The organism is Microcoleus sp. FACHB-672 (assembly GCF_014695725.1).
GTDB lineage: Bacteria > Cyanobacteriota > Cyanobacteriia > Cyanobacteriales > Oscillatoriaceae > FACHB-68.
This window is the reverse complement of record NZ_JACJOU010000019.1, coordinates 252,928-270,564: the sequence shown is the minus strand read 5'-3', so window position 1 is coordinate 270,564 and position 17,637 is coordinate 252,928. Positions and strand designations below refer to the sequence as shown.

6 protein-coding genes are annotated in these 17,637 nt (G+C 46.4%); 5 read left to right on the top strand and 1 reads right to left on the bottom strand.

The annotated features are described in order from the left end of the window. Window positions 1-3: 3 nt before the first annotated feature. Window positions 4-2,865: a hybrid sensor histidine kinase/response regulator gene (locus H6F56_RS14705; protein WP_190669419.1), complete on the top strand. Its 2,862-nt coding sequence runs from the start codon at window positions 4-6 to the stop codon at window positions 2,863-2,865. A 168-nt stretch (window positions 2,866-3,033) separates the two neighbouring features. Further along, window positions 3,034-3,552 carry a chemotaxis protein CheW gene (locus tag H6F56_RS14700; RefSeq protein ID WP_190669417.1) on the top strand — a complete coding sequence of 173 codons (519 nt, stop codon included), beginning with the start codon at window positions 3,034-3,036 and terminating at the stop codon, window positions 3,550-3,552. A 65-nt stretch (window positions 3,553-3,617) separates the two neighbouring features. Here the strand turns inward: H6F56_RS14700 and H6F56_RS14695 are convergent, their stop codons facing one another. Beyond that, the gene (locus tag H6F56_RS14695) at window positions 3,618-13,823 is read right to left on the bottom strand and encodes a cadherin-like domain-containing protein (protein ID WP_190669415.1); all 10,206 of its coding nucleotides are present in this window, start codon (window positions 13,821-13,823) and stop codon (window positions 3,618-3,620) included. A gap of 552 nt (window positions 13,824-14,375) precedes the next feature. Between H6F56_RS14695 and H6F56_RS14690 the strand changes: the two genes are divergently transcribed. The 3 genes from H6F56_RS14690 to H6F56_RS14680 all read left to right on the top strand — a co-directional run bounded on the left by H6F56_RS14690 (window position 14,376) and on the right by H6F56_RS14680 (window position 17,619). Next, window positions 14,376-15,314, top strand: a complete 939-nt coding sequence (locus H6F56_RS14690) for a response regulator (RefSeq protein ID WP_190669413.1) — start codon at window positions 14,376-14,378, stop codon at window positions 15,312-15,314. A gap of 209 nt (window positions 15,315-15,523) precedes the next feature. Continuing rightward, complete coding sequence (ubiE, locus tag H6F56_RS14685) at window positions 15,524-16,219, top strand: bifunctional demethylmenaquinone methyltransferase/2-methoxy-6-polyprenyl-1,4-benzoquinol methylase UbiE (protein WP_190669411.1); 696 nt, start codon at window positions 15,524-15,526, stop codon at window positions 16,217-16,219. A gap of 170 nt (window positions 16,220-16,389) precedes the next feature. After that, entirely contained in the window at window positions 16,390-17,619 is a 1,230-nt protein-coding gene (locus H6F56_RS14680; protein WP_190669408.1) for a DUF445 domain-containing protein, read from the top strand. The last annotated feature ends 18 nt before the right edge of the window (window positions 17,620-17,637 follow it).

Sequence of the window (17,637 nt, the reverse complement as noted above, 5' to 3'; positions counted from 1 at the left end):
CTTATGAACTCTGAAGATTTTCATCAGCTAATTGGTGCATTTTTTGCAGAAGCACAGGAATTTCTCCAATTGCTAGAGACAAATTTATTAGCAATGGAAAGCAGCAGCGCCGGTGACGTTCGCTCGCAACTGGTCAAAGAAATGTTTCGCGCCGCCCATTCCATTAAAGGATCGGCTTTAATGTTTGGCTTTGAAGAACTTGCCAAGGCGGCTCATGTACTGGAAGATTGTTTCGCCATTGTGCGTGATGGCACCAATATCTCCAACCTAAATCAAACAACGATTACTGCCTTGCTGGAGGGAGTTGATCACCTTAAAAAGATTGCTAACAAATCCGCATCAGGAGACAGCAATATTGAGGAAGATTTTAAGGCAATTGCTCAGATTAAAGAGCAGTTAGAAACTGAATTTGGTAAAAAAACGCCTCCTCCTGTCTCGGTTTCTAAGAATGCTGCCGGTGCCGGCCTGCTTAAAGCCATCTTTGAAAATGAAGTTCCACCGATTATCAATCGTTTAGAATCAGAAATTTCTCAAGCTAAAACAGAGACATTAGAGAAAACATTAGTTGTTATTAATGAAATTTATTATCAGCTTTCTGGGCTATCAGGGATGCTGCAACTGCCTGAATTTGGCGAAATTGCTGACCGCTTGCGCCCCTTAATTGATGCTCCTAATCTCAGTTTAGAACAGTTGAAATCTTCAGGATGGGCGGTTGCACAAAATTTGCAAGCTGCCCGCGAACAAATATGTTCTGGGCAGGCGATTAATGTGCCGGCAGTCATTACAGAAGTAAAGGTTGAGGAAGATTTAGTTTCCCCCCAGATCCCAGAAACCGAAGAGCTAAAAACTGAAGAAAAAATTATTCCTGTAGAAGAAACCGTTGTCATTCCGCAACCTCAAGCCCCAGCACCTAATCCTATCTCTTCAACGACCGTACAGCGGCCCACTATTCGGATTGATTTGGAACGTCTGACTGAGCTGGTAAATTTGGTCGGTGAATTGGTGATTAATCGAACAAATTTAGAACTTCAAGAATCACAGTTGCGCTCAGAAGTCAAGCGAATTCGCCGGAAAATTTTAGATTTAAATCACTATGGCGGTCAACTGCGTGAAGAGTATGATCGCATGAGTATAGGAGATGGAGAGTGGAGAATTAAAAATGAAGAAATAGGTTTGAAAAAATCTGCCTTATCAATCCTTAATTCGGTATTCGATAGTTTGGAGATGGATGAATATACAGAATTCCACTCCACAGCTCAAGAAGTGATAGAAACCACTCAAGCAATCTCCCAGTCAGCTAGTAAAATTGATGAGTTAGCCAGCAAATTTGAGCGCAGTACCGATCATTTACGTCGCATTACCGACCAACTGCGCTCACGAGTGATGCAACTGCGGGTGGTGGCGTTCAGTCGGGCCGTGGATCATGTGCCTAGAGCGTTGCGAGATTTGTGCCAAGCCTACAATAAAGAAGTCAATTTGCTGCTGTTGGGACGCGATACGAAAATTGATGAAAGCTTGCTTGATGCTTTGCGTGATCCTTTAGTGCATCTGGTGCGGAACGCTTTTGATCACGGAATTGAACCGCCGGAGGTTCGCAAAGCTATCGGGAAATCGGTGAGTGGCCAAATTGAAATTGAAGCGCGTCATCAAGGCGGTCAAACGATTATTACGGTCACGGATGACGGCAAAGGCATTGATCCGGAAGCGATTCGCCGGCAAATTGTGGCAAAAGAGTTTATGACGGTGGAACAAGCGCAAGAGCTTTCCACGGCTGAACTCTATGAATTTCTCTTTTGGCCTGGGTTTAGCACAGTGGATAAAGTGCAGGATCTTTCCGGTCGAGGCGTAGGTTTGGACGTGGTTCGCACCAATCTGCGGCAGGTGCGGGGAACGGTGAAAGTGGACTCCCGTCCGGGGAAAGGCACCAGTTTTATTTTGAAGCTACCGCTAATGCTTTCCATCACTGAGGCGTTGCTGGTGAAAACGGATCGTAATACCGTTGCGGTGCCTTTGGATGCGGTGGAAGAGATTTTGCACCTTCAAGCCCATCAAGTCCATAGGGCCGGCACTCAACCGATGGTGCGTTGGCGGGATGAATTTGTTCGCTTGGTGCGTTTACAGGAGTTGATTCACTACAGCATTCTTCATCCGGATGGCCCTTCTCCCGATCCCATCGCTCAAGATTACATCCCTGTATTGGTTTTAGCATCTAGTGAAGGGATTTTAGCAACGGCTGTTGAGCGCATCGTGGGTCAGCAGGAAATCGTCGTCAAACCCTTGCCGGCCCCCTTGTCTAAGCCTCATGGGGTGGTTGGCTGTACGATTTTGGGAGATGGTCGGGTGGTAACGATTCTTGATGTGGATGATTTAGTCAGTCAATTTCAGACGAGAAATGCCACAGCCGTTGCGGTTCCCGATAAGCGACCGACAGCCGGCCATGCTAGACAGGCAACGACGGTGCCGGTGTTGCTGCCTTCTAAGTCACATCCGCAAATTTTAGTGGTGGATGATTCTTACGCTATCCGCCAACTCCTGGGACTTGCTTTAACACGCGCACGCTATCGGGTGGTTCAGGCAAAAGATGGTCAAGATGCTTTAGAAAAATTGCAGACAAATGTGGATTTTTCTTTAGTGATTGCTGATATTGAAATGCCGCGAATGGATGGATTTGAACTGTTGCGTGAGATTAAGTCTGATCCCAAGTTTGCCGCCATTCCTGTGGCGATGCTCACTTCTCGCAGTGGGGCAAAACACCGGCAAATGGCTCTGGAATTAGGAGCTTCTCATTATTTTACTAAACCTTACAGTGAGCCACATTTATTAGAAGTGATCGCTCAATTAATTGCCGGTTATGTTAAGTTTTAAGGCTTTGAGTGATTACAAAGATTTGTTTTTTTAAACCGCAGATGCACGCAGATAAACACAGATGATAGCGCAGCGTGCCGTTAGGCATAGATGATGGTTTGATGGGTTTAGGTAAGACTGCTTTTCAATTGTAATTTTCAGTGTTTTTCTACTTATTTATAAATAACAATGAATAGTCCTAAGTACAGCCGCCGGTTTCGCACTAGACACGATGAACGCTCTCGAATAACAGCTCAGAAACTTATTATTTTTCAATTGGGAAGCGAATATTATGCGATTCCGATTGAGCGGGTTCAGCGTGTTCTTAAGGAATTTACCGCTCACGGGACACTCCAAACCGGCTGCCGGTTGGTGCGAGACCACAATGAAACGATTACAATTATTGATTTATCAACGCTATTTATTAGCAGTCATGATGAGCGAGAACGTCACTATCTCATCGTCTGTACCCTTTATCATGGCGAACGGCTGGGAATTCCAATTCCGGAAATGCCGGCTATTTTGGAAGTACCGAAAGACCAATTTAGTGAAATTCCGGAATTATACCGACAAGGCAATCTCGCCGCAGCCATCCAAAACCTAATTAACACGCCTGAAGGTAAAGTAGTTTTTTACATTAACCTTGATCTTTTAATTCAAGAAGTTCTCCCCAATCTACACAATGAGCGCGAGAAACTAAACCTTTAGCAAGCCGCTTAAAGCCTTCCATTTCCTACTATCAAATTATTAATTTTGTCACCCAATTTCAGCATTTATCCAATCAAGCCGGCACGACCTTCAAACCGGCCAAACCGCTTAAAATGCTCAAACCCATTGCTGTAAACTCCAGCCGCCACAGCAGCGGCTACATCTGCATTCGCTGCTAAATAAGCGACTTCGTTAAACTGCAAAAACTGCGAGTCTCGTCCCGCTTGTAATCCTACTTTTAGGAATTGTTCAAAGCCACTGCGATAAATGCCAGCAGAGACAGCCTCGGCAACATCAGCATTTTCTGCTAAATAGCGCTGGTTATCGAATAAAGTGCAGGGATTACGTCCTTCAAACAAACCATGCTTAACGAAGTGTTCAAAGCCACTGCGATAAATGCCGGCAGCCACAGCCTCTGCGACATCAGCATTTTCAGCTAAATAGAATTTTTCATCAAATAAATTGCTAGGATTTCGTCCTTCAGCTTGTCCATAGCGTTCGTAATGTTCAAAGCCACTACGGTACACACCTTTATCAACTGCTTCTTGAACATCTGGGTTATTGGCAAGATAGAAGCCTTCATCAAATAACAAGAATCGGGAATCGCGGCCTTCAAAGATACCGAATTGCAAGAAGTGTTCTAACCCGCTGATATAACTTCCCTGCGCGACTGCATAGGCAACATCTGAGTTTTCAGCGAGATAAGTCTCTTCGTTAAAGAATAGGGAAATCAAACCGCGTCCTTGAGCCGGTGCAAATTTTAGGAAGTGTTCTAAGCTAGTTTTAAAATCGCCGTTTGCAATGGCTTCTCTAATATCTGGGTTTTCAGCTAAATAAGCATTTTCATCAAAGAATAAGGCCAATGCTCCTCGACCGGCAGTTGATAAATACTCGGTCATACTTTCAAAATCAAACACTTGCTTACTCAGCAATAGTTGAGGCGAACTTCCGTCAAATAAGCCGATTTTGAGGAAATGCTCAAATCCAGAATGGTAAGTGCCGGCAGCCACAGCAGCAGCCACTTTTGGATTTTGGGCGAGATAGGCTTGGTTATCGAATAAAGCGCTCGGATTTAAGCCGGCAAATAAACCAACTTGGATGAAATGTTCAAATCCCGAATGGTAAGTGCCGGCAGCCACAGCAGCAGCCACTTCAGGATTTTGGGTAAGATAATAGCTTTCGTTAAACAGAATGCTGGGATTTCTTCCCTCAAATTGACCGTGTTTAATGAAGTGTTCATAGCCACTGTCATAGACACCGAGTTCAATGGCTTCGGCAACATCAAGGTTCATTGTTCGGTAATAAGCTTCATCAAATAGCAGCAGCTTTAGATCGCGTTCTTCAAATAATCCATGCTGAATAAAGTGTTCAAAACCACTCTGATAAACCCCGGCAGCGATGGCTTCGGCAACGTCAGCATTAGCGGCGATATACTGCTGATTATCGAAGAGTTCGCTGGGATTGCGACCTTCAAACAATCCAAAATCTTGGAAATGTTCAAAGCCGGTGTGATAGACACCTTTCGCAACCGCTTCGGCAACGTCAGGGTTGTTAGCGAGATAGTAGTTCTCATCAAAGAATAAGTTGATAAAATCTCGCTGACGCGTTGCGAAATACTGAAAGAAATTTTCAAAGTAAAACGCACCAGAACCGGCATTTGGTGTTGTCCCCGGCTGATTATTCGGCTGTGGCGACTCAGAAGGAATTGGTATGGGAGTGGGAATGGGTGCCGGTTCTGGAGTAGGCGTTGGAATGGGTGTCGGTTCCGGTTCCGGAGTAGGAATGGGAGTTGGAATTGGAGTCGGTTCTGGAGAAGGCGTGGGAATGGGTGCCGGTTCCGGAGTAGGCGTGGGAATCGGTGTGGGAATTGGCGTGGGTTCCGGAGTAGGGATTGGTGTGGGAATTGGCGTTGGAGCCGGTTCCGGAGTAGGAATGGGAGTTGGAATTGGAGTCGGTTCCGGAGTAGGCGTGGGAATCGGTGATGGTTCCGGAGTGGGAGCGGGAATTGGCGTTGGAGTCGGTTCCGGAGTAGGGATTGGTGTGGGAATTGGCGTTGGAGTCGGTTCCGGAGTAGGCGTGGGAATCGGTGCCGGTTCTGGAGTAGGCGTTGGAATTGGCGTTGGGCTAATCGTGAGGGTGACAATGCCGATGTCTGTGCCGCCTTTGCCGTCGCTGATGTTGTAGGTAAAGCTATCGCTGCCGGCAAAGTTGGAATTGGGGGTGTAGGAGAAGGTGCCGTCTGCATTGCTTAGCAAGGTGCCGTTGCTTGGTTGGGTAAAACTTGCAATTACTAGCGTATCTCCATCGGCATCGGTATCATTTGCTAGTACGTTAATTGCCGTTGTCGGCGCATTTTCGTTCAGCGTTAAGCTATCGTTATTGGCTGCCGGCGCAACATTCACAGGATTTATTGTGATGTTAAACGTATTGCTGAGTGATCCGCCGGCACCATCGGCAACTGTGAAAGTAAAACTGTCGCTTGTTGTTTCGCCGCCGTTGTGTGCGTAAGTAATTCGGTTGTTATCAATATCAGCTTGCGTGAAACTGGTTGTTGCGACTCCATTTAATAAAAGAGTACCGTTGGTTGAGGAAGCCGTGACTGTGTAGATTAACTGTGCCGGCAGGTTATCAGCATCAGTTGTTTGTAGCATTGCAGACGAAAGGCTAACACCGGCACCTTCATTTAAAGTTAAGCCGGCATTTCTCGCCAACACCGGCACCGCATTCGCCTCATCAACGGTAATGGAGACAGTCACAGCATTGGAATTCAACAAACCGTCATTTGCTTGATAGGTGAAGCTGTCGTTACCGACAAAGCCGGCATTCGGTGTGTAAGTAAAGGAACCATTAGGATTTAAGCTCAGTGTGCCATTATTTGTGTCGGTTATCAGTACCGCTGTTAAGGGGTTATTTTCGACATCGCTATCGCTGGCTAAAATTCCTGTGTCGGCGGCTATGGTGAGGGGGATATTTTTGTTAGTGCTGTAGCTGTCATCCACAGCAATCGGCGCGTCATTAACCGGGTTTACTGTAATGGTAATTGTGGCAATATTTGAGGTAGAATTACCATCGCTTGCTTGATAAGTAAAGCTATCTGTGCCGGCAAAGTTTCCGTTGGGAGTGTAAGTAAAAGTGCCGTTTGTATTGAAAGTAACTGTGCCGTTATTTGGGTTAGTTACTAAGGCTGCTGTTAAGGGGGTGTTTTCTACATCCGTATCGTTGGTTAAAACACTGTTTGCCAAAGCAACGGTGAGGGGAGTGTCTTCAGTTGCGATAAAACTGTCGTTATTAGCTGCCGGCGCATCATTAACAGGCGTGATATTAATTGCAAATGTGGCACCATTCAACGTATTAACGCCATCGCTTACTGTAAAAGTAAAACTGTCAGTTGTGGTTTCACTGCCGTTGTGTAAATAGGTGACACGGTTGCTATTGATATCGTCTTGGGTAAAGCTGGTTGTGACGACTCCATTTAAGAATAAAGTGCCGTTACTTGGCGAAGTGGTTACGCTGTAAATGAGTTGTGTCGGCGCAGTATCAACATCGGTTGTCTGTAATACTCCTGATGAGACATTTGCACTTGTTCCTTCATTTAAGGTTAAGCCGGCATTGGTTGCTAAAATCGGCACATTGTTTACTGCATTGATGGTGAAGTTAAAAGTGGAAGCACCTAGGGTATTTGTGCCATCAGAAATCGTAAAGGTAAAGCTGTCATTTGTGGTTTCACTGCCGTTGTGTGTGTAAGTAATGCGGCTGTTATCGATATCGTCTTGGGTAAAGCTGGTTGTGGCGACTCCATTTAAGAATAAAGTGCCGTTAGTTGGCGAAGTGGTTACGCTGTAAATGAGTTGTGTCGGCGCCGTATCAATATCCGTTACTTGTAGGGTGCCGGTGTTAATTATTCCACTCGTCCCCTCAGTTAAAGCTAAACCAGTATTTGTGGCTAAAATCGGCACATCGCTGACTGCGTTAATGGTGAAGTTAAATGTAGATGCGCCTAGGGTATTTGTGCCATCAGAAACTGTAAAGGTAAAGTTGTCAGTTGTGGTTTCGCTGCCGTTGTGTAAATATGTGATGCGGTTGTTATCGATATCATCTTGGGTGAAGCTGGTTGCGGCGCTATTATTTAATAATAGAGTGCCATTGGTTGGTAAATTAGTAACGGTGTAAATGAGTTGTGCCGGCGCCGTATCAATATCCGTTGTTTGTAATACTCCTGATGAGACATTTGCACTTGCACCTTCATTTAAAGTTAAGCCGGCATTGGTTGCTAAAACCGGCACATCGTTTACCGCATTGATGGTGAAGTTAAAAGTGGAAGCGCCTAGAGTATTTGTCCCATCAGAAACCGTGAAGGTAAAGCTGTCTGTTGTGGTTTCACTGCCGTTGTGTAAATAGGTGGCACGGTTGTTATTGATATCGTCTTGGGTAAAGCTGGTTGTGGCGACTCCATTTAAGAATAAAGTACCGTTAGTTGGCGAAGTGGTTACGCTGTAAATGAGTTGTGCCGGCGCCGTATCAATATCCGTTACTTGTAGGATGCTGGTGTTAATTATTCCACTCGCACCTTCATTTAAAGTTAAGCCCGCATTGGCTGCTAAAACCGGCACATCGTTGACTGCATTGATGGTGAAGTTAAACGTAGAAGCACCTAGCGTATTTGTGCCATCAGAAATCGTAAAAGTAAAGCTGTCATTTGTGGTTTCACTACCGGTGTGTGTGTAAGTAATGCGGTTGTTGTTGATATCGTCTTGCGTGAAGCTGGTAGTAGCAACGTTATTTAATAATAGAGTGCCATTTGTCGTTGCCGTCGTTACCGTGTAAATGAGTTGTGCCGGCGCAGTATCAGCATCTGTTACTTGTAATGTGCCGGTGTTAATTATTCCACTCGCACCTTCATTTAAAGTTAAGTCGGCATTTGTGGCTAAAACCGCCACATCGTTGACTGCGTTAATAGTGAAGTTAAAAGTGGAAGCGCCTAGAGTATTTGTCCCATCAAAAACCGTGAAGGTAAGACTGTCAGTTGTCGTTTCACTTCCGTTGTGTAAATACGTGATGCGGTTGTTATCGATATCGTCTTGAGTGAAGCTGGTTGTAGCAACTCCATTTAAGAATAAACTGCCGTTACTTGGCGAAGTGGTTACGCTGTAAATGAGTTGTGCTGGCAGATTATCAGCATCTGTTACTTGTAATGTGCCGGTGTTAATTATTCCACTCGCACCTTCATTTAAAGTTAAGTCGGCATTTGTGGCTAAAACCGCCACATCGTTGACTGCATTCAGATTAATGGCTTTATTTACCGGCAGTCCAATTCCAGTATCTCCATCCGTCATTTGGAATTGTAAGGTGCGGGAAGCAGTTGAGGGGTTTTCTGAACTATTCTGATAGGTAATATTTTGCAGCAATGCTGAAACTGATGTGATATTGGCATTGCTGTTGAAATTAATGACTAAAGGTGTCGCCCCATTTGTCCCGCCACTAAAGGTAGCGATTGCAACTCCTCCATAATTTACCACGTTACCGGCAATGCTTATTTGACCGGCACCTGTTCCTTGGTTACGAATGGATAAACTATCTTCCGCTAAACCTGTCGTATTGGCAAATTGAACCGTTAAAACGCCGCCGTTAAAATCAGGTGAATCTGGATCGGTTACAGTCATGCCGGCATCCACTAATACTGAACCTTGATTTTCAGTATAATTGAGCGGTCCGGTTGAAAAGTTAATCGTCGGTGGCGTTGAGTCGTTATCAGTAATATTGGCATTAACGGAAGCGATGGTAATGCCGTTGTATCGTAAATCGGAACTGCTGGCAACGTGATTAATAGTACCGATATGGTTGGCTTCAACTGTCGTATCATCAACAGCAGAAACTGTTACAGTTTGCGCTACATTCCAGTTATTGGCATTAAATGTTAAAAATGTGGCGTTAACACTTGTTTGTCCAAAAACTGTACCTAAATTAATCGCCACCGGCGCTGTCACTGGCGTTTTTAAAACGACTGTATAAGTATCCGTGACTCCGCCTTCAGTAATATTTGTAGTTGTCCCAGATTCGGTAATCACAACCCCTGGCGTTGCATACACCGAATTTTGCGCTCTTGGTGTGCCATGAATCGCGTTATTACCGGCATCTAAGCCATTTTGAATTAAGCCGGTGTTTGTTAACCAATTGCCATCAATATCAGCCGAAGTCGGATCAATCCTCTCCATTGTAAACCGAGCGGTTGCTGCTGTGTTAGAACCTGCCGGCCATGCACCACCATTTACATTAGCGGTGTCAATCATATTGCCGGCACTTTCTCGCAAAACTAAAGAAATTCCGCCAGTATTATTAATCCCACCTGTCAAAATAGCATCTGCTGCAATATTGCTAACAGTTGTATCTGCTGTGCGCTCTAAAAGGAAATAGCCACCTGCTGCAATAACACCACTTGTAATAGTATAATTAAGTGTCCCTCCACCAGCACTTTGAATCGTCCAGCCGGTGAGGTCGATTGCATTATTTGTTGGGTTATAAAGTTCGATCCATTCATCTGTTGCCGCCGCCTGCGTTCCCATCCAAGAAACTTCGTTAATTACTACGGCAAGTGGCGGCACATCTACGGTATGAAGTGTGCTTGAAACTGTGCCGGTGGTTACTAAAGGTAATAAACTTGTGTTACCGGCAGCCGTAATATTAGCCGTTGTTAAATTAAAGGTTAATCGATCACCGGCTAGTAAATTATTAACTCCCGTACTCAATAAATAATTACTCGTTCCAACCGGCGCTGTTATATTGCTAAATCTCAAACCATCCGCGATATTCACCGGACTTTCAACCGTTCCCACCACTACATCGCCGACATCATCCACGCCATTATTATTCGTATCTTGAACCAGCCGCAAGGCGGTAAAATCAGTATTGGCAATGCCGGTTTGTGAGACATTAAATGTGAGATTACTTATGTTAATAGGTTCATTACTAGCAGTGAGGCGGAAGCGGTGTAAAACAGTCCCCGCCGGCACAGGTGAAGTCGGTGCAGCAAATTGATCGCTAACTTGACCGGAAATATGATCTGCTAAAGCAAGCTGTCCAATATTATTAAACGTACCAAGGGTTGCTGCTTGCTTGCGGAAGTCAATTACATCATTATTCGTATCTATACCATTCGGCACACGAGCAACTGCTTCATTCGTAACCCCCGTTGCAACGCCACTAGGCGCACCGGCACCGACGGCAACTTGATCAATAATCGTGCCGATGTGATCTTTAATAACCAGCGTGATGGCATTGTTCATCGCGCCGTTAACATTTCCTAATAGGAGATAATCTCCTACAGCAGTATTCGTGAAACTGCTACCGGCTGTGTTGGAAATATAACGAGACGTTTGAAATGCACCGCCAGCAGTTAAATTGCCGATAACATTGGTGCCGTCAAGGAGTTCAATTGTCCAGTTTGTCAAGTCTAAGCCGGCTTGTGAGATGTAAAGTTCCGCCCATTCATCGGTGCCTTCACTAACCACACCGGCACCCACAACACCATTAAAATTACTGGTACTCCAGTCTTGCTGAGGATTGGTAACGACTTCATTAACCAGTACGGAACCGGCACCATAGGGAACAGCAGTTACATTAACCGCAATAGAACCCGATGCCATTAAAGCACCTCCCGTGCCGGTGTTTCCCAAGTCGCTTACATTTAGGTTAACTGTTGCCGGCCCAGAATAGTTACCACTGCTGCGATATGTGAGATTTGCAAGTGCGGTGTTAATATTCGTGAGAGAGCCAGTAAAAGTCATGCTGGCGTCAGCCGTGCCATCACCTGTTGAAAAAGTCAGTCCAGTGAGCGCACTTAAATTGAGACTTCCATTTGTGGCAGAAAGCGTGACTTGCAAATTGCCGATGCCGGCATCAATATCGGCAATACTGATACCCGGAATTGCTGAATTAATATTTTGGTTAATTGTTTGAATGCCAGGAACGGTGAGAACCGGCAAATCATTCACAGCATTAACAGTAATGCTGGCGGTTTCCGTTGCGGTGCTAAAAGACGTTAACCCACCAGTTCCCAGAGTCGTAATATTTGCCGTAGTGCCGTTGGTGCCGGTTGTGCCATCCCAAGCGCGGAAGGTAATATTACCCGAACCACCGTTGAAATTGGCATTGGGGATAAACCGAATTCGGGTATTCGGATCTGCCGCCAACAGCATTGCCGCGCTTTCAGAGGGAGTGCCTAAACTTGTCCAAGTGGTGCTGTCAGTGGAATACTGCCAAGTGCCGTTGGTGGTGTTTAACCCTGTCACCGCAATGCCTTCTGGATCGGCAGAGTCTAAGTCATTGATGCTGCTGCCAATGAGGTTAGAAACCAGTGTGCCGGTGTTTGAGGCTACGGGCACATCTTCATCAATTGCTGTGAGAGTCGGGGTGCCGGTGTTATCCAGCACAGGGGCACTATTAACCGAAAACGCCGCAACTGTTGTGGCAAGGTTAATACCGGCCCCATAGTTGTTATCGCTGATCAAAATGAGCGATCGTTTCCCACTTGGCAAGGTAGGGCCAAGTGTCATCCCTTCAAAATTATTAATCGGATCAAAATTATTAATCGGAAAACCTGCCGCCACCAAATCCACAACTAACGTTTTCTGAACCGCTGTAGGGCTACCGGCGAGGGCGTTTAAGCCTGAAATATCTGTCGCCCCGGTTAACGATACTTGGTATAAGCGCAAGCTACCCGTTTGCGCTAGTGGGTTCATTGAGCGTTCCAGCACGAGCAGGGTTGTGTTATCAAGGGCTAATATCTCGGAAATTCCATTACCAGCATCCGTGTTGTAGAGATATTCCGCGCCTGCCGTGCTAGTGGCCAAATTGTAGGTCAAAATCCGGGAAGGAGTGCCGGTGGAAGCGGTGGGAACTGCACCGTCTTGTTTTAAGGCGTTTTCTGTTGCTGTAAACAAAAACTGCCCACTTGGACTGATACTGAGGCTTTCAAAGGCGGCGTTGCTGACAATGCCACTGGTGGTGTTTGTGGCTGTAAACTTGCTCGGAATCGGCAAAGCTGAAGTTTGAACGCCGGTTGCGATATTGAACTGATTAATAAACGGTTGTGCTGTAGGCGTGGTGCCGCTAAAAAACCCTTCTGAAGAAATAAATACTCCTGTCCCACCTGGTGCAAGGGCAATTCCTTCGGTATCACTCGTGTTGGCAGCAAAGGCAGTCGGAGTCGGGTTTCCCAGTAATGTCACACCCGTTGCCGTTGCGCCGCCGGCTCCAAGGGTTCCAGAACTCACATCGATATTGAAAGTATAAAAGCGAACCGGGCCGGTTCCGTTGTTGCGAGCATCGGCAATCACGTAATATTGATTGTTCGCGCTATTGTAAGTAATGCCCGACAACCCACCGATTAAAGTACCCCCAAAGGTTGCATTCGCAGCAAAGGTGGATTGCCCGATTGAATCGATAATGGCAAAAACCGAGTTATAAGCTAACCTCGCCGGCTCGTTAAATGCCAAATCTGTCTCGATCTGGCCGGCCCCGTATTCCAGCAACCAATCTCCGCCTTGTAATGCGCTGCCGGTTTTATCTATGGAGGCGGCAACATCCGCGCCGGTTAATTCACTTAGTTTTTCGACAAAAGCTTCACCTTGCGCCCCCGATGCCACATCACACCCGTATATAAGGATGTCTGCATCTGGGGTTAGGGCGTTTGCCCACTGTTGCGTTTTGGCAAGATCGGCCAGATTTAAGGTTGAGTTACCTAAGTTCAAACTTCCAGGGCCACCGTGGGAGACAATGTGAACCGCAGAGATACCGGCACGCTGTGCTAAAACTTCGCTTATTTGATCTGTGCCGTTGTGGCTGGCGTCAAGGATGACAACTTCTGCCCCTGCCGGGATGCCGGCCACCAAACTCTGGTAATCTTCAACGGCGGCGTCAACAAAAACAATCTCGCGAACCGCCGGCTGCTGTGCCGGTTTGCCAACTAGCAAATTGCCGGCACTCCTCATTTCCCTGTGATCAATTCCTGTTAGCGGATCTTGCCCTCCGATGGGATTGACGACGGCAGATGTGTTCGGTAAATAATTGACATTTAGAAAAACTTGTGCATTAAATTCTTCGATGCTTTCTATAAGGGAAAAAAAGGAATTGTCAGGGGCACTTGCAGATGCTGGTGGCGAGAACGGGTAAATTCCAGAGGACAAGGCGCTGCCATCTGCTGGCAGTAAATTGGGAGTGTGATCCAGTCGTTCTTTCCCAAAAGACAGCAGATTTTCATCGAACAGTGGCATCATCCTCTATCCTTACCCTTAAGTAGCTACAGAACAGATATCCGCGAGATTTCTTTGCTGAGTCAAACCGATTTAAAGTTCAGGAGTGGCTGGAGCGTGCCAAATATGGGAGCAAAGATGCCGGTGAAACCGTGGCCTTTTACAATCAGAGGGCAACACATCTGTGCTACCCTACCAAGGAAAATTCCTTATTCACAGAGCCGGTGTCAGCCTATAGGATCGATAGCCCCAACAAACACTCCTAGAAATTACTCAAGCCTTGCATTTGGTCTCTACAGTCTTAACCTGTCCGCGATTGAATTGAAACCGGGTTTTTGCGTAACTTTATATAAAGATATTGTGAAGCCCGTACTATTATGAAGTTATGTAAAACTGGATCACTAAAAGGTTTATGTTGGTGTAGGGCACGAGGGGACAAGTCATCAATGAAAGTTCACTCAAGCAAAACGTGAAGACATCTAGATGACTGATTCACTGCGTGCATCAATCGTCGTTAGCATTTATTGAAAGATTCGGTTGCCAATCCAAATTTTCCTAAGGAGTTTGTTATAACGTATGGATAATGCTATTCCAGAACTTGAAACCATTAGACGCCAGTTAATGAGTCTAGCGCGACCGAAAAAACCAAAAATGTTGGTGGTAGACGACGAGCCTGATAATCTCGACCTGCTCTACCGCACCTTCCGCCGTGAATTTCAGGTACTCAAGGCGGAAAGCGGGGTTCGCGCCTTGGAAGTGCTGCAAAAAGAGGGCGAGGTGGCCGTGATCATCTCCGATCAACGGATGCCAGAAATGAAGGGAACTGAATTTCTTAAAAAAACGTTACCTCAGTTCCCGAACACTGTGCGGATTATCTTAACCGGCTTCACCGACATCGAAGACTTGGTCGAAGCGATTAACTCCGGACAGGTGTATAAGTACATCACCAAGCCTTGGGACCCCAATGAACTCAAAGCAGTGGTGGAACGGGCGGCAGAGAACTATGACGTTCAAATGCAACGCATGGAAGATTTGCGCCGCGCCCAAACCCAAACCAACCTGATCTCAACGATTTTGCAAGTTGCCCAAGATGCTGACAGTACAGAAGCTTGTTTAGAACCGATTGCAACGGCATTTGGCAAAAGCTTCTTAACGGATGTTTGTATCTTGCAACTGGTAGATAGCAGTGCTTTAGCGTCTAGCCAAGGCACCTACAGCGCCGATGGGATAGAAGACAACTGGCTGACGAGCGATCCCTTGGTTAAGGAAGCAATGGCTTCTCATAAAATTCAGGGATCGGTGAATGTGCCGGCGGAACCAGAACTGGCCGATGTGGCTCATTACCAATCTTCAGGTATCCAAGCCCATTTAGTGATCCCCGTTACTTACCGAGACACAGTTCTGGCGCTTTTATCGCTACAGTGGAAGCAACCTTGCAGCCTCAGAGAAGACGAACTCACCCTGATTCATTTATCCGCCAAGCAGGTGGCTCTGGCGCTCAACAGCACCCGCTAAAGCTAAGTTACAGCGTCGCTTGTCCTCTATTAGGCTCATCTTATTCGCGATGGGAGTGATTTTTACTCACTCTGCGTATACTTCTGGCAAAAGTCTTTTTTAACCAAAGATGATAACGCAGCGTGCCGGCAGGCATACACAGATGCGTTAATGGTTGGTGCGATGGGTTAATGGGTACTGAAAGATTTTTGCAAGAGGTTTAATGCCCAATGAGTGCTGAACAAGTTCAAGCGATATTCAACCGCATTGCGCCGGTTTATGACCAAATGAATGACCGGCTGAGTGTGGGCCAGCACCGCATTTGGAAGCAGATGACGGTGAAGTGGAGTGGTGCAAGTTCTGGAGATACTTGCCTGGATTTGTGCTGTGGCAGTGGCGATCTCGCGCAGGTGTTGGCGCAGCAAGTCGGGGTTGCCGGCCATGTGTATGGGGTGGATTTTTCCTCGGCTTTGCTGGCAGTGGCACAAAAGCGCGAGAAACCTTGGCTGTGGCCATCAGCTGCGATTAGTTGGGTTGAGGCTGATGCGCTGAATTTGCCCTTTGCGGATCATTATTTTGACGCTGCGACGGTGGGTTACGGTTTGCGGAATGTTACAGATATCTGCCGGTGTCTGCAAGAGTTGCACCGCGTCCTCAAGCCGGCAGCCAAAGCCGCCATTCTTGATTTTCACCGGCCTAGCAACCCGCTGCTGCGAAGCACTCAGCAGTGGTATCTGAACAATATTGTGGTGCCAATGGCCCAGCACTTTGGCCTGACAGAGGAATACGCCTACATCAGTCCCAGCTTAGATAAATTCCCCACCGGCAGCCAGCAAGAGGTGTTGGCCCGTCAAGCCGGTTTTGCCACCTCCACACACTACCCGATAGCAGGTGGCATGATGGGAGTATTAGTCGTTACTAAATAACTCTCTGTCATTGGTCATGGCTACGCCACCCTAAAGGGCCGGTCATTCGTCATCATGCGTCATCGGTTAGCGGTTCCTACAAAAACCACTGGCAACCGACAACTGAGAAGGCAATAGACACCTGACTGGGGACGCCTGACAAATGACAAAGGACAAAAAGCTGATAGCTGATGAACCTTTCCGATCTCTGGCTTTATCTCACCCCGCCGATCGCCGGTGGCATTATTGGCTATTTCACCAACGATATAGCCATCAAGATGTTATTCCGTCCTTACCGAGCTTACTACGCCTTTGGCCGGCAGCTCCCCTTTACACCCGGTTTAATTCCTGCCAACCAAGAGCGTTTGGCCAATAAAATTTCCGACACGATTATGGGATCGTTGCTGACGCCGGGAGAACTGCAAAACTTGGCGCGTCGCTTGCTAGAAACAGAACGGATGCAAGCGGCAATTCTTTGGTTACTGCAACTAGCACTCGATCAAGTTAAGTCGGATACTGAGCAGAAAACCGCCAAAATTATGGCCGGTGTTATGCGCGATTTGCTGGGGCAAGCTTTTCCCAGAATTCTAAAAGTTTTAGCTCGCCGCGAAGATTTTTTAGAAGCGCAACTCAATCAAATTTTTGACCAAGTTTTACTAGACTTTCAGCTTAGTGAAGCGCAAGCAAGTCAGCTTTCAGATTGGCTGCTTCAAGCAGTGCTACCCCCAGAAGTATTGCGTCAGGCTTTGGTGGATTTTTTAACGGATCGCAATATTCAAGTAATTGATGAAGGCTTTCGAGAAAAAGCCAGCGGCACTTATTGGGTGGTTGCGAATTTGCTTGGCTTGCGTAACACCTTAACGCGTCTGCGGACTTTTTGTTTAGATGAGAAAGAAGAAGCAAACGCTCGCTTAGCAGAATTAATTAAATCTTTGGGAGTTCGTTCGCGCTTAAAGGAGTGGCTGCAAAACGTTTCTTTGCAAAACCTGCCGGTTTCTACAGTGCGGCAGTTACGCAAAACGCTGCGAGATAGTGTTCGTGGCTATATTCAAAGTCGCGGCACCGATTTAATGACGGGATTAACGCAATCTCTCGACTGGGAAAATATTGCCAAATTAATCCTCAGTCGGCTACGTTCTTCGGCGGTGGTAAGTTCATCTTTACAGCTTGTCAGCGTCGAGCTAGCCCTAATTCTAGAGCGATATTTAGAGCGAGATCTTGAAAATATTGTGGCTAAAACAATTCCGATTTTAAATATTGATCAAGTCATTATTGATCGGGTCAAAGCCACCTCTGCCGAAGACCTTGAGCTGGCAATTCAAGGCATTGTCAAAAGTGAATTGCAAGCCATTGTTAATTTGGGCGGGGTTTTAGGTATCGTGGTAGGTTTTATTCAAACCATTCTGCTGCTATTTCGGTAGTAAGAATTTCAGGTAAAA